The 14,121-nt window shown below is 61.5% G+C and carries 13 protein-coding genes and 1 riboswitch; of the genes, 7 read left to right on the forward strand and 6 right to left on the reverse strand.

From position 1 onward, the window contains the following. Positions 1-5 precede the first annotated feature (5 nt). Positions 6-422 (forward strand): cytochrome c oxidase subunit 4, encoded by a 417-nt coding sequence (locus ABIB36_RS14415; protein ID WP_084346647.1) that lies wholly within the window; start codon positions 6-8, stop codon positions 420-422. A 355-nt stretch (positions 423-777) separates the two neighbouring features. Continuing rightward, the gene (locus ABIB36_RS14420; RefSeq protein WP_354562037.1) at positions 778-1,110 is read left to right on the forward strand and encodes a hypothetical protein; all 333 of its coding nucleotides are present in this window, start codon (positions 778-780) and stop codon (positions 1,108-1,110) included. Between the two features lie 576 nt (positions 1,111-1,686). Here ABIB36_RS14420 and qcrB read toward each other — a convergent pair. The 4 genes from qcrB to ctaE all read right to left on the reverse strand — a co-directional run bounded on the left by qcrB (position 1,687) and on the right by ctaE (position 6,210). Next, complete coding sequence (gene qcrB, locus ABIB36_RS14425) at positions 1,687-3,444, reverse strand: cytochrome bc1 complex cytochrome b subunit (RefSeq protein ID WP_354562039.1); 1,758 nt, start codon at positions 3,442-3,444, stop codon at positions 1,687-1,689. Next, positions 3,441-4,625: a cytochrome bc1 complex Rieske iron-sulfur subunit gene (gene qcrA, locus ABIB36_RS14430; RefSeq protein ID WP_084346780.1), complete on the reverse strand. Its 1,185-nt coding sequence runs from the start codon at positions 4,623-4,625 to the stop codon at positions 3,441-3,443. Before qcrA ends, qcrB begins: the two co-directional genes overlap by 4 nt. Beyond that, positions 4,622-5,455: a cytochrome bc1 complex diheme cytochrome c subunit gene (gene qcrC, locus ABIB36_RS14435; protein WP_256895602.1), complete on the reverse strand. Its 834-nt coding sequence runs from the start codon at positions 5,453-5,455 to the stop codon at positions 4,622-4,624. Before qcrC ends, qcrA begins: the two co-directional genes overlap by 4 nt. A gap of 143 nt (positions 5,456-5,598) precedes the next feature. Further along, positions 5,599-6,210: an aa3-type cytochrome oxidase subunit III gene (gene ctaE / locus ABIB36_RS14440; protein WP_084346779.1), complete on the reverse strand. Its 612-nt coding sequence runs from the start codon at positions 6,208-6,210 to the stop codon at positions 5,599-5,601. Between the two features lie 151 nt (positions 6,211-6,361). On the opposite strand from ctaE, the gene ABIB36_RS14445 reads away from it, so the two are divergent. Beyond that, entirely contained in the window at positions 6,362-6,847 is a 486-nt protein-coding gene (locus tag ABIB36_RS14445) for a hypothetical protein (protein WP_084346643.1), read from the forward strand. A gap of 109 nt (positions 6,848-6,956) precedes the next feature. Continuing rightward, positions 6,957-8,030: an anthranilate phosphoribosyltransferase gene (trpD, locus tag ABIB36_RS14450; protein ID WP_084346642.1), complete on the forward strand. Its 1,074-nt coding sequence runs from the start codon at positions 6,957-6,959 to the stop codon at positions 8,028-8,030. 27 nt (positions 8,031-8,057) lie between these two features. Here the strand turns inward: trpD and ABIB36_RS14455 are convergent, their stop codons facing one another. Continuing rightward, positions 8,058-8,333, reverse strand: coding sequence for an Lrp/AsnC family transcriptional regulator (locus tag ABIB36_RS14455; RefSeq protein ID WP_084346641.1), 276 nt, complete (start codon positions 8,331-8,333; stop codon positions 8,058-8,060). 55 nt (positions 8,334-8,388) lie between these two features. Next, on the reverse strand, positions 8,389-10,119 hold the full coding sequence (locus tag ABIB36_RS14460; RefSeq protein ID WP_354562042.1) for a DEDD exonuclease domain-containing protein: 1,731 nt from the start codon (positions 10,117-10,119) through the stop codon (positions 8,389-8,391). A gap of 533 nt (positions 10,120-10,652) precedes the next feature. Further along, a riboswitch (cyclic di-AMP (ydaO/yuaA leader) is annotated at positions 10,653-10,814 on the forward strand. Positions 10,815-10,830: 16 nt separating this feature from the next. Here ABIB36_RS14460 and ABIB36_RS14465 point away from each other — a divergent pair. The 3 genes from ABIB36_RS14465 to ABIB36_RS14475 all read left to right on the forward strand — a co-directional run bounded on the left by ABIB36_RS14465 (position 10,831) and on the right by ABIB36_RS14475 (position 14,119). Next, positions 10,831-11,388, forward strand: a complete 558-nt coding sequence (locus tag ABIB36_RS14465; protein WP_502944938.1) for a C40 family peptidase — start codon at positions 10,831-10,833, stop codon at positions 11,386-11,388. A gap of 342 nt (positions 11,389-11,730) precedes the next feature. Further along, on the forward strand, positions 11,731-12,792 hold the full coding sequence (locus ABIB36_RS14470; RefSeq protein ID WP_354562046.1) for a C40 family peptidase: 1,062 nt from the start codon (positions 11,731-11,733) through the stop codon (positions 12,790-12,792). Positions 12,793-12,814: 22 nt separating this feature from the next. Then, positions 12,815-14,119 carry a peptidase MA family metallohydrolase gene (locus ABIB36_RS14475; RefSeq protein WP_354562049.1) on the forward strand — a complete coding sequence of 435 codons (1,305 nt, stop codon included), beginning with the start codon at positions 12,815-12,817 and terminating at the stop codon, positions 14,117-14,119. Positions 14,120-14,121 lie beyond the last annotated feature (2 nt).

Genomic DNA, 14,121 nt, shown 5'->3' on the forward strand with positions numbered 1-14,121 from the left:
CTGATATGAAAATCGAAGCCAAGATCTTTGAGATCCTGACTGTCTTCTTCCTTCTCGTCGGGATTGTGTACGCGGTGTTCACCGGGTTCTCCCGAACCGGCGTCGAGTGGGCAGGCGTCACCGCAATTGCTCTGTCGTTCGGCCTGACCCTCATCATCGGTACGTACTTCCGATTCGTCGCTCGACGCTTGGACACACGTCCAGAGGACTTCGACGACGCTGAGATCAGCGACGGCGCCGGCGACTTGGGCTTCTTCAGCCCCGGTAGCTTCTGGCCGATCAGCCTTGCGGGAGCTGCAGCGGTCACGGCAGTTGGCTTTGCGTTCTTCATCCCGTGGCTGATGGCGTTGGGAATCGTGCTGGTTCTGGCCGCAGCGGCCGGACTGGTATTCGAGTACCACATCGGACCAGAAAAGCACTGACCTGCATGTAGTCGGTCTCTAGACTCCAGCCAAGGCGCTGATCGTCCCTACCGGGGCGGTCAGCGCCTTGCTTTGTATCGGCCTGCAGATGATCTGTGCCTAGAACCGAGCGTGGAGCGGCGAATCCCGTCCGCCGGTACCCACATGGACCCCTCTCGGTGGATCGTTGCTGCTCACGTTCCTGACGAACGTCGCTATGGTCGGTGGTCCGAAGACGGCATGAGTAGCTCCACGGCAGAAATCGACGACTGCAGGTCCTGTTGTCCCAGCACGGCGGCTCGGACGATGTAGCCCTGGCAGAAGGTGAGCGTAGCGCGGGCAGTGTCACGGGCCGCCTCGACAATCGTCGGTCTGAATGCACTCCTGGGGGCACCGGGCACCGGGCATCGGTGTGGGTGCGGTGATCACCATGCTGATCGGCAATCCGATCTCCGGCGCGGTACTCCCGTACCAGTTCATTGCGGGACCGTGGGGCGGGATCGGGCAGTACTTCGTACCAGGGGCGGCGGCGAGCCTAGTACGCGAGGTCAACTATTTCCCGGACGCCTCTTCGTTGCACGAATGGGTCGTGCTGCTGGCATGGATTCTCGCTGGTGTTGCACTCTCGGTGATCGGTCACTATCGCAGCACGACTCCCATCCATCTGCCGGAGAACGAGCTCGAGCAGCCAGTGGGCACTCTCTCGTAGTCGCGGCCAGAGCCCGGATGCCGACAGGTTCGTGCGAGTGGTGTTTTCGCGCAGACACCACTTGGAACGAGATGCCCAACTACCTACACGGTGACCGTTGATTTCGGAACGGCGTGCAGCGAGGGTACCCGACACCGCTGTGGCATCAGTAGTGGAGTCGATGATGTGGTCGGGGATAGTCGTCGACCTCCAAGAATCGGGTAGCAACGATGTCGTACTCGCGCCTCGGAACATCGCGAGGCGAGCCGCCGCGTTTGACCGCCAGCGGGTCGCCGTTTCAGGTCTTCCCGTTTCGCATGTCGCGTCGAAAGAACTGGAATAGTGCACTATCTGCGCTCGTCCCAACTCTGCGAGAACATGATGCGGAACCGCTGTCTTTCGTCCTCGACAGATGAAACGACCCTCTGCCGGACGACGCACAGGTGGACGCGCGCCCGGCGGGGGAGGGGAGGGGGCGTCTGATGGATGCGAGCCTGCGCGGATTTCGGGACCGGCTACTACGTACACGGCCGGCATTCAACGCGAAGAAGGGCGACACCCGATGGGTGCCGCCCTTCTTATGTTCGTCGAGAACCTCTAGGTCTCGCTCTCACTGTCTTCGCGGTCTACAGCATGTTTCGCGGAACCGTTGCCGTTGCCGTTGCCGTTGCCGTTCGAATGGCCGTTGGTTCCATGACCGTTGGTTCCATGACCGTTGGTTCCATTGCCGTTCGAGTGACCGTTGAGCTGTAGCTGATAGTTCTTCAGCATGTTCAACTGCTCGACCTCACCGTGGTGCAGAGCTTCTTCCAGAGCCTTGCTCTCGGCAACCGGATCTGGTCGGAACAGTGAACCTGATCCTGGCTTTCCAGCAGATCCGAGCTTGTTCATCTTCTTCGGAATCGCCGCACCCTGATATTCGAGTGGGATCGGGTGTCCGTGGCTGTCGACCGGCCCGAGTGGCTGGTGGACCTCGACGTACTGGCCGTGCGGCAGACGCTTGATGATTCCGGTCTCGATGCCGTGATCGAGAACAGTGCGGTCGCTGCGCTGCAGGCCGATGCAGAACCGGTACGCAACGAAGTACGCGATCGGAGGCAGAATCAGCATTCCGATTCGACCGATCCACGTCATCGCGTTGAGTGAGATATCGAATTTGTACGCGATGATGTCGTTGACGCACGAGATAGTCAGAACCAGGTAGAACGCCAGGACCATCGCGCCGATCGCAGTCCGGACCGGTACGTCGCGTGGGCGCTGAAGCAGGTTGTGGTGTGCCCGATCGCCCGTGAGGCGCTTCTCGATCCACGGATACATGATCATCACCGTGAAGACCAGACCCATGATCAGTGCGACAGCGAAGACTGCGGGGATCGTGTAGCGACCTGCGATGTAGATGTCCCACGCGGGCCACAGTCGAGCCAAGCCGTCCGTCCACATCATGTAGAAGTCGGGCTGAGAGCCGGCCGAGACCTGAGATGGGTTGTACGGTCCGATATTCCAGACCGGGTTCACCTGGACGAGGCCACCCATGAGCGCAAGGACACCGAACGTGACGGCGAAGAATGCACCGGACTTTACGGCGAAGACCGGCAAGATACGGACGCCGACGACGTTGGTCTCGGTGCGGCCGGGTCCGGGGAACTGCGTGTGCTTCTGGTACCAAACAAGTGCGAGGTGAGCTGCGATCAGCGCCAGGATGATGGCGGGTAGCAACAGCACGTGCGCAACGTACAAGCGCGGAATGATGATCGTGCCCGGGAAGTCGCCGTCGAACACCAACCAGTGCAACCACGTTCCGATGACGGGAACACTCATCGAAATGCCGGAGAACGCGGCACGAAGGCCGGTGCCGGACAGCAGGTCGTCGGGAAGCGTGTAGCCGAAGAAGCCCTCGAACATCGCCAAGATGAGAAGCAAGCAGCCGATGACCCAGTTGGCTTCACGTGGTCTGCGGAACGCACCGGTGAAGAAGATACGCATCATGTGAACGATGATCGAAGCAGCGAACATCAGTGCTGCCCAGTGGTGGATCTGTCGCATGAACAAACCGCCGCGCACCTCGAAAGAGATGTTCAACGCTGTTTCGTATGCCCGAGACATCGTGACGCCACGAAGAGGCTCGTAGATGCCGTTGTATTCGACCTCGCTCATCGACGGGTCGAAGAACAACGTCAAGAACGTGCCTGAGATCAACAGGATTACGAAGCTGTAGAGCGCGATCTCGCCGAGAAGAAATGACCAGTGGGTCGGGAAGACTTTGTTGATCTGTCGACGTATGCCAGGCGCCAGGTGGTAACGACTGTCGACGTCGTCGGCCTGCTTGGCAGCGAGGGCTTGCAGTGAAGGACTCATGAATCGGTCTCCGGTCTACGCTCCCAGAAGGCGGGTCCGAGAGCTTCGATGTAATCCCCGTCCGCTACTAAGAAACCTTCTTCGTTAACGGTGATAGGCAGCTGCGGCAGAGCGCGAGCAGCCGGTCCGAAGATCGGCTTGGCATACTCGAGTGCGTCGAACTGCGACTGGTGGCACGGGCACAGAATCCGGTTGGTCTGCTGCTCGTACAGCGACGTCGGGCAACCCAGGTGGGTACAGATCTTCGAGTAGGCGAAGTAGTCGCCGTAATTGAAGCTTTCCTGGTTCTTGCGCTTGATGACCTTGGCCGTGTCCTCAGAGCGGAGACGGATAAGCATGGTCGCGTTGCGAATTCCACGAAGTGATTTGAGCAAGGCGTGATCGTCGTCGCGGTCGGCCTCGCGGAATGGAAATACTGTTTCCATGGCTCCGGCATCCATATCCTCTGGGCGGACCAGAACGACGTCATGGGGACGACCGGTATCGCGCCGAAGGTAGATCGTTTCTCCAGGGTAGCGCGGAGTCCAACCGGAGACCCACAGAGGAGATTTGTCACCCTCGGCCCACGGGTTCTTGACCAGGCCCCCCAGGGGCAGAATGGCCATGATTCCGAGTGCGCCGCCGCCGAAGAACAATGATCGCTTGATCACCTTGCGTCGTCCGATGGTCGACGTGTCGAGCGAATCACTCAGCTGGGCAACGACAGTCTGTCGGTCCACCTCGGAAGAAGATCCATCGTGGCGGTCCTGAATGGAAACCTCTTCAGGAATGAACTTCTTGGTGAACTGGACTGCACCGACACCTACACCGAGGATCGCGAGACCCATGGTCAGGCCGATCAGCGGAGTGTAAAGGGTGTACTTCCAGTAGCTCTCTTCACCGAGTCCGGCATATTCCCAAGGCCAGAACAAATAGATCGCGATGAAAGCGACAGCAGAAACTCCCGAAAGCGCGAACCAGAACGCAACATTGCGTTCAGCGCGCTTCTCGGCGCGTGTGCCCTGTACTGCCCAACGATCTCTACGGAATGCAACATCGACGTGGTCGAGATTGGTGCCCAGCGTCACCAGCTGGTCACGCGTCATTCCGGCGAGTTCTTCGTCGGTGTACTTCCTGTTCACGTCCACATTGTTCCCGCCGGTCTGCCCGGCGTCCGCGCGTCCGGAATCACCGTCACTCATGACCTCGCTCCGATCCACAACGTTGCGCCGACGACGGCACCGATTCCGATGATCCAGATTGCCAGTGCCTCGGTACCCGGGCCGAAGCCGCCAAGTCCCCAGCCACCTGGCGCAGTCGTATCCTGCGCTGACTTCACGTAAGAGATGATGTCGATCTTTTCTTCTTGCGTAAGTTGACGGTCCGAGAACTTAGGCATGTTCTGCGGGCCCGTGACCATTGCCGTGTAGATCTCCTGCTCGGAAGCCGGTCCGAGCGAGGGTGCGTACTTGCCCGAGGACAAAGCGCCGCCCTGGCCGGTGAAGTTATGGCACGAGGCGCAGTTGAGACGGAAGAGTTCGCTGCCGCGGGCAATATCACCGTCGGAAAGCGAAGACTGCGCTACTTCGCCGTTGCTGTCGAGAAGCAGGGTGGGGCCGCCACCATTGGCCTGGATATATGCACCCAATGCGTCGATCTGCTTGTCGTCGAACTTCGCCGGCTTGCGTTCAGCCTGCGCTTCGTTGCGAACCGCAGGCATACGACCTGTTGAGACCTGGAAGTAGACAGCGGCTTCGCCGACACCGATCAGGCTGGGTCCACGGTCCTGCACGCCCTGCAGGTTCACTCCGTGGCAGGTGACACAGGACGTGTCGTACAACTGCTTACCCTCGCGGATCAACGCGGCTGAATCCTGATCGGCTGTCGCCACCTGGGGGGTGGGAGTCAAAGCCGACGCAAGAAATCCCGCGCTGATGAGACCCATCATGAGTACTACTGCGCCTGTCACACGGCGGCGAACCTTGCGCTGCCGACGACTCTTCACTGCTGAAGGAGAACCGGCTGACGTCATATCTGTGTTGTCGCCGGGTGATGCTGGGGGAGATGAGCTCATCTTCTATCCCTTGTCGTGTCGGGACGGACTGAACGCCAGGGGCTGATTCCTGACGTTCATTGTTGTCGACGAAGTCGAAACACTTGCTTCAACGATATTCATCAGCGGATGAAGTAGATGGTGGCGAACAACGCAATCCAGACGATGTCGACGAAGTGCCAGTAGTACGACACGACGATCGCAGCTGTTGCCTGAGCGGGCGTGAACTTACTGACCAGCGTTCGCGTGATCAGGAAGACGAAGGCGATGAGTCCACCGATCACATGGAGGCCGTGGAATCCGGTCGTGATGTAGAAGACCGAGCCATAGACGCTCGAGGAGATCGTGGTGCCCTCTTCTACCAGGTGGTAGTACTCGTACCCCTGGCCGAGGACGAACAACGTCCCCATGACCAATGTGATGATGTACCAGCGTCGCAGTCCGAAGACGTCACCGCGCTCAGCGGCGAATACGCCTAGCTGGCAGGTGAAGGAGGACGCGATCAGAACGGTTGTCACCGGTACCGCGAGACCGAGGTTCAGCTCGGTCGGTTCCGGTGGCCAGATGCCGTTTGCCTGCGCCCTCGCGACGAAGTACATCGCAAAAAGTCCAGCGAAAAACATTAGTTCGCTCGACAACCACACTATGGTGCCGACGCTGACCATATTAGGACGGTTCAGCGAGTGCACGCGTTGGGTGATTGCCGATCCTTGAGTCCCTACAGCGCTCGTCACAAAGAGAAGTATGACTGGCCGTAGTACCGATTGCATACCCGGGTCCTGTGTTGGCGCGTCGCGACCATCGACGTCGGCTCTCTCCCCTGTAGAGGCGCTGGTCGGCGGCACCAGTCACGCTCGGGTGAGTGCGTCGTGGAAGGGTTGCCTCATGTCAACGAACGGTAAGACGACTTGGTTCCGACGGTGGTTTTCTCGCGCTCGGTCGATCCCACTCGACCCCGCCAGAACCGATTTGATCGTCGTGGCATCGTCCTTCGACGACGCCGAGCCATGCTCTGCGGCGTTGCAACGCGGTAGACAACAGAATGCATGGGTCGAGGACGAAGAGATCGTCCTTCGGCACCATCTGTTCTTGCCGCCGGACATGATCGACGACGCGGCGGCGATCGCTGCCCAAGACGGTTACGAGCGGGCCCCCGGTTCGATGACGATGGAGTCACCCGAGATCAACGGCTACCAGCCCGCCGTCGATGGAGGCGTGCCGATAGTCCTGCAGCGGGTACAGGTGCTGGACGCGCTTCACTGCTCACAAGAGCGTTCTCGGATGGCTGGTCTTGCGCAACGCCGCGGCGGAATCGTGCTGGGCTGGGACGCCTTACAGCCTGCTTCCGACGCAGGCCGTGTCGCTGACTAAGCTTTCGCCACATTGCGAACCTATGACGTAGTGCAACCGCGTCATAGGTTCGGTCGGGCCACACCGGTGCCGAAGATATGGCCGTCAGTTCAGGAAGGCACGGGAAAAGATGACCGCACCGATCAACGACGAGTCGAGCAGGACCTGGAAGAGCATTCTCGGGGCATTGACGTCGTGGGTCGATTTATCGAGCGCCGATACAGCCTGGGCGATGGACGAGATCATGTCCGACCACGCCACAGCAGCGCAGATTGCTGCCTTCGGGGTGGCACTCAAGATGAAGGGGCCCACTCCCGCGGAGGTGGGAGGACTTGCCGACTCGATGCTCGCGCATGCTTCCCTCGTCGATAGTGAACCGAATTCGGTGGACGTCGTCGGTACCGGTGGCGACGGCGCAGACACGGTGAACATCTCGACTATGGCCGCGATCGTGGCGGCAGCAGCGGGTGCTCCGGTGGTCAAGCATGGGAATCGAGCGGCATCGTCACAGAGCGGTACGACCGATGTTCTGGAAGCGCTGGGGGTCAAGTTCGGTCTGGGACCGAGCGGAGTTGCCGAAAGCGTTCGCGATGTCGGTATCGGGTTCTGTTTCGCCCCGGTATTTCATCCCGCGCTGCGGTTCGCGGGCCCGCCGCGGAAGGAAATCGGGATTCCGACGGTCTTCAATATACTCGGCCCACTCACCAATCCCGGTCGGCCGCGATCAGGCTTGATCGGGTGCGCATTCGAGGCACTGGTGCCGGTCGTCGCGGGGGTATTCGCCGGCCGTGGCACGAGCGCTCTCGTGGTCCGCGGTGACGACGGCCTCGACGAGATAACGCTGTCCACCACTACCAGCGTGCACGTCGTCTCAGGAGGCACGGTCACTGCAACGACGATCGATCCGAAGGACTTCGGGTTCGACTACGTACCGCTGTCCGCGCTCAAAGGTGGTGACGCCGCGTTCAACGCGAGAGTGGTGCACGCTGTTCTAGCCGGAGAGACCGGCCCGGTGCGCGACGCGGTTCTACTGAACGCGGCAGCCGCGCTGACTGCTTACGCCGGAATATCCGAAGGAATCGATGCCGGCGATATCATCGGCGCTCTCTCTGCAGGGTTGGTGCGCGCAACGAAGGCTGTCGACTCCGGTGCGGCAGCCACACTACTGGCTCGATGGGTGAGCCGGTCGAACGAGCTGGATTGATCCGACCGGCTTAGGCGCGGAAGTGCCTCACTCGCCGATCGAAAACCCCGCGTCGATGTCGGCGCTGGAATACGACTGGAACGCGATGTGCGTCGCGGTATTCAGGACGCCGGCCACCTTGTTGATCCGTTGCGTCACAACCTCGGCGATCTGCTGATGATCGCGGACCTTGACGATGGCGATCAGGTCGACATCTCCCGCACACGAATAGACCTCGGACACACCGTCGACGTCCGCCACTGCTTGCGCGGTCTCGGGGATGGCACTTGCCTCGGCGTCGATCATGACAATGGCGTGGATCATGGGTCTCCCTCATTCGATGCGCGAACACGCGTGCGTTGCGACTCCCCCCGCGAGCTTAGAGGGCGTACCGGTCGGGGTACGGCGACGCGCTGTACTCGTGGCGGGACGCGGCGCGAGAGATACTGCACCATTCCTTCCACGCCCCAGCGCCATATGCCGGCTCGGCGTACCCGTCGGTGGTCCGCACTATGCGGACGCCGTCGGAGTCCAGCCACCGGGCAATGAGGCCCACCTCCTCGGGCGATGCGCCGCGCAACGGGGTGGTGTCCGGGATGACGGTCTCGGCGGCGGCGATGATGGCCTCCACGGCCGGCATCGGGTGCACGCGACGCGCGGTCGTAGCCGCGCCCGCCAGCCGCCCGTTGCGAATCACTGCGAGTTCCCATCCTCCTTCCGTAGTTCTCCTGGCGGCCACGAGTTCGGTGATGGCCGCGATCGCTGCGAGACGGTGCATTCTTCGGATCATGTCGGCGAGAACGGTGAGTCGATCACGCAGACGGGCGGCCGATTCGAAAAGTTCGGTGTCGGCGAGTTGGGTGACCCGCACTCGCGCCGCGTGCAACATTGCGTTGTCGACGCCGTCGATCAGAGCGTGGAATCGCGCGGGATATACCGAGTACTCGTCGGGTGACAGCACGCCTGCCGTCGCTGCAGCGCAACCGCCCACCGCGGTCGGTGGGCAGTTCTGTCCGTGTGTGCCGGTGCGCGGGATGCGATTGGAGCAGGTGCGGATCGAACCGAATTCGGAGATGAGCGCGGCGGCGTCCGCGGCATCACTTCGCGCTGTGAAGGGCCCGAGTGAGCTCGTCGTCGGCGTTCTGACGATGGAAAGCCGTGGAAACGCTTCGACCGTCGTAGTGATCCACCATCCCTTCTTGGGGAACTTCGATCGGCGGTTGTACGGCGGGATGTGCGCACTCAGCAAGCGGAGTTCGCGTACGCCGGCTTCGAGACCGTGAGCACACTCGACGTAGTCGACATCGACCGCAAGGCTGACCATCTCCTTCATCCGGCCGCGAGTTTCCGAACCGGTGAAGTAGTTCCGGACTCGACGTTGCAGATTGGTCGAGGTACCGACGTACAAGACCTCCTTGCCGGGGCCCTTGAACAGGTACACCCCCGGGGTGCGGGGGAGGTGGGCCGCGAGGGAACGCTTCGCACGCTGTCCGGCGGAGACGTTCGGGAGATAGTCGACGAGTTCGGCGTAGCTGTGCACACCCTGATTTCCGACGCGCTCGATCAGCGCGTGCAGCACGTCCACCGTCGCGCGGGCATCGTCCAGGGCGCGGTGAGTCGGAGTGGTGCCGACGTCGAACAACGATGCGAGAGCCGACAGCTTCACGGATGGGGCCTCGTCGCGGGTGAGTACACGACGCGCCAGCTTGACGGTGCACAGAACTTGGAACTTGGGCCACGCGATGTCCAGTCGACTGGCGGCGGCGCGGAGAAAACCGGTATCGAACCCAGCATTGTGCGCGACGAGCACTGCGCCCCGTGCGAATTCCAGGAAGCCGGGAAGTACACGCTCGATGCGCGGTGCGTCGATCAGCATCGCGGAGGTGATTCCGGTCAGCTCGACGATGAAAGGCGGAATCGCCCGACCTGGATCGACGAGAGTGGCGAACTCTCCGATCACCTCACCTCCACGGACTTTGACTGCCCCGATCTCGGTGATCGCTTCGGTATCGGCGCTGCCGCCCGTCGTCTCCAAATCGACGACCACGAAAGTCGTCTGATGCAACGGGGTGTCCAGTTCATCGAACGTCAGCTGGATCGGAAGGGTCACAGGACGGGACGGTAGATGGCGGTACCGACAGAATCCTGTGTTGCCGCTTTCGTGGAAGGCGTGTCGTACCTCGCCGATAAGTTCGCCCGAAACGAGTCGGAATTTCGGGCTGAAACACGAAAGAGACGAGGATCACATGATTGTGGATTGCAGTGATTGCAAGGTTCGAGACATCGCGTGCGGAGACTGCGTCGTAACCGTGCTTCTGGGGGCTCCGAGACTGGCAGGTTCGGCCGGTGTGGATGTCGGGTCCGCAGCGTCGAAAATAGACATCGACCAGGCGGAACTGGGTGCTATCGGGGTTCTGGCGGAGGGTGGTCTCATCCCACATTTGCGTTTGGTCGTGGCCGACGGCGACGCCCCTCGGAGTGCTTCGTTACCGTCCTGTGATTCAAGCGCGGATCTACGTGCGATGTAGTCCGGTCTTCAGATATTCGAGACTCTTCGGCGCGTCGGGGTCGACACGGAGGGATGCCATTTCGTAACCTTCCTGAGACCTTGCGGAGTCTCGCCAGTCCAGACAGGAGTGGCGTCGCAAGTCACCGCCTAATCGGGCACTCTTCGGAGTGGCCGTACCGGGAACCCGATTTCTACTGGGGTGAATCCCGCCGGATCGCTTATGCGAACGGTGGGTAGGGCTGATCTTCCCAGCCCGAACCCGTCAGCTAACTCGGTCGGCGGATGAGTGGAAGAAACGGAGCACAACCTCTCGTGGCGTCACATACTTCAACCCGTCAATTGCGTCGAATACTCGTAGCCGGTGCGATCACTGCCGGCGCGGTCATCCTGCCCGCTGCCCCCGCAATGGCGGCCCCCATCACGATCCCGGGTGTCGGTACGTTCGAAATACCAGAGATCCCGGGCATGCCCCCGCTGCCGACCGTCCCCGGACTGCCCGGCGCACCGGCACCCATCGCTCCCCAGGTCACTCCGGCTGCGAAGGCAGTGCAGGCTGCCGAGTCCAAGGTCGGGTCCCCGTACGTCTACGGCGCTTCCGGTCCTGACTCGTTCGATTGCTCGGGTCTGGTGCAGTGGGCGTACAAGCAGGCCGGCGTCAGCTTGCCCCGTACGAGCTACGACCAGGCGTCCGCTGGTGTTCCGGTATCCCAGTCCGATCTTCAGCCGGGAGATGTCGTCTCCTTCTATGGCGGATCGCATTCGGGTATCTACGCAGGCGGCGGCAACGTAATCCACGCGTCCACCTCAGGTGTTCCCGTCAAGGTTGCACCGGTGTCCTCGATGCCGTTCGACGGAGCTCGTCGATACTGACTCGTGTGATCGGTACGCAAACAGCATCAGGAACCGGTCGTATAGGCCACGGACCTGGTGCTGTTTCGTCGTTTCGCCGGGAAGAGGCATGCGTGTGGGCCCCTCGATCGGGTCGTGGTTGGACTCTGGCGTGACGATTCCGTAACCTTGCCGAGTCTCGATCGGTCGAATATTCCAGCAGTTCGGATAAATCCGAATTATCCGACGCGAATTCCGACCACTGGCTGATACTCATGGGTAGAGTTTGTTTTCAACCCCTGCACTGATGCAGCGACATCGCAGCGAAGGTCCGCTGTGCCATAGCTCCATCGACACACCTGCAAGAACGGAGAGTCACCTTCTGTGGCGACACCGACAGTCAAGAACGTTGCTCGATCCAAACGCAGCGTTCTCGCCGCTGCAGCTTGTGCGCTGTGTCTACTCGTGGCACCGGCCGCAACAGCCCAGGCGCAGCCGGGCATAGACAGTGCATCCGATGCGCAGACGCGGTTGTCGGACCTTGCTCGTGAGTCCGAGCAAACGACCGAGGCTCTGCACAACGCGCAGATAGATCTCGATGCCAAGACCGCAGTGCAGCGCGAAGCAGAGGCCGCCCTCGGGTCTCATCAGAGCGCGCTCGCGGACGCCGAAGCGGCGTTGGCCGAGCTGAAGCCCGCGGTGGACAAAGTAGCCAACGTCAACTATCAGGGTGGTCGGACAAACCGGTTGTTCGCTGTGATGGTCAGCGATTCACCGCAGCAACTGTTGGACCAGATGTCGGCCCTCGACATCATTTCCGCGGAAACGTCACGGCAGGTGGGTCAGTTCAAGCAGGCGACGTCCGATGCTGCTGCGGCCGAGGAGGCCTCACGTTCAGCTGCAGACGAGGCGCGCGCGGCTGCAGATCAGGCCAAAATGGTCAGCGACGATCTGCAGGCCAAGCAGAGCGAACTTCAAGGGCAAACGGCAGAGGTGATGGCGGCGTTCAGTGCGCTGTCCGGCGCCGAAAAGAGTGACTACGCAGGCAGCCCGCTACCTCCAGGATTCGACCTGTCGAAGATCATCGAGGGTCTGGTTCCGGGATCGGGGTCCGGTGCTCTGCAAGCAGGGTTGACGCAGATAGGTAAACCGTATGTGTGGGGCGCTACCGGGCCCGATGGCTTCGACTGCTCAGGGCTGGTCGTCTGGGCCTACAAGCAGGTGGGCAAGACGCTTCCGCGGTCCAGTCAGGCGCAGGCGGCCGGCGGAACCCCAGTCGATCAGAAGAGCCTTCAGCCAGGCGACGTCGTTCTGTTCTATCCGGATGCCTCGCATGTCGGCCTGTATGCCGGAAACGGCAACGTGCTGCATGCGTCGACGTTCGGTGTGCCGGTGAAGGTTCAGTCGATGGCGTCGTTCCCGTTCTACGGTGCGCGCCGGTACTGATAGCGCAAGCTTGGTTCACTCGATGACTGTCCGCCGCTCTATGTCGGCGGCAGTTCTCGTCGGCGCCCTCGTATGGGTGTCGGGGTGTACAGCGTCCGGCCCGCTGGTCGAGTCGACGCCGACATCGATGCCCTCGAATCCGTACGAGGATCAGCGTAAGGCGGGCGTCGAACAGCTTCTGGTGGATTGGGCGGATGCGGTCTCCTCCAACGACGATGCTGAACTGGAAGCTCTTGTCGACCCGGCAGCGTCGCCCGAATTTCTGCAATCGCTGATCCGCTCCGCATCGAACCTCTCGGAGGTACCGCTGTCCGAGTGGGGCTACGAGATCGTGGACGAGCCGGAAACGCCCGTCCCTTCCGAAATTGCCGAGCGCGTGGGGGCCGCCGACGTGTGGGCGCCATCGGTGGTTCTTCGGTATGGGGTCGACGGGCCGGATGACCTACCGACTCGCAGACCGATCTCGTTGCTGGTGGCCGAGCGCGACGATAGATGGCGACTGGTGTCCGACACAGACTTACCAGGTATCGACCGACATACCTGGCGGGGACCGTGGGACTTCGGGCCGGTAACGGCCACGCCGATCACGACCGCCGGGGGAACATCGATGGTGCTGGGCAAGCGAGAGCAGGACCTTTTCACCTCTCGGCTTTACACCGAGGTGCCGGCCGCGGTCGAGGCAGTTGCGGACTTCGTGGGCGACGACTGGCCGCGCAAGACGCTGATAGTGACGACGAGTTCCACAGATGAGTTCCTCGCGTCGGCAGGGGAAGTTGCAGGCCCGGACGTGGCGGCTGTGTCCGTCTCTGATGTCGTTGTACCCGGCGATCCGGTGACTGGGCAGCGTGTCGTCTTCTCGCCCTCCGCTGCCGAGCGATTGACCGAGTTCACTACCCGCTCGGTCCTGCGTCACGAGCTCACACACATCGCCGCTCGGGCGAACACCGTCGACGGATCGCCGACATGGATGCTCGAGGGGTTCGCGGATTATTCGGGATACCGCGGATCGGGTGTCGACTTCGCCACACTGGCTCCGACACTGAGTCGTGCAGTCGGGGTGGGCGGGCCGCCGACGGTGCTCCCGGCAGACTCGGATTTTTCGGCAGGCGGGCTCCGTTCGACCCTCGCGTACGAATCCGCATGGTCCTTGGCAGCATTCATCGCTGAGCGATACGGTGAGCCGGTGCTGCGAGATCTCTACGCGCAGTTGTCAACCGGTCCGCAAACAGACGCCGAGATCAGCGCGGGTCTCGAAACGACTGTCGGGCCTGGAACCGACGCTTTCATCGCGGACTGGGGGGCTTGGGTTACGCAGAATGCGAGCTGACC

It is taken from the genome of Rhodococcus sp. UYP9 (genome assembly GCF_040547235.1).
GTDB lineage: Bacteria > Actinomycetota > Actinomycetes > Mycobacteriales > Mycobacteriaceae > Rhodococcoides.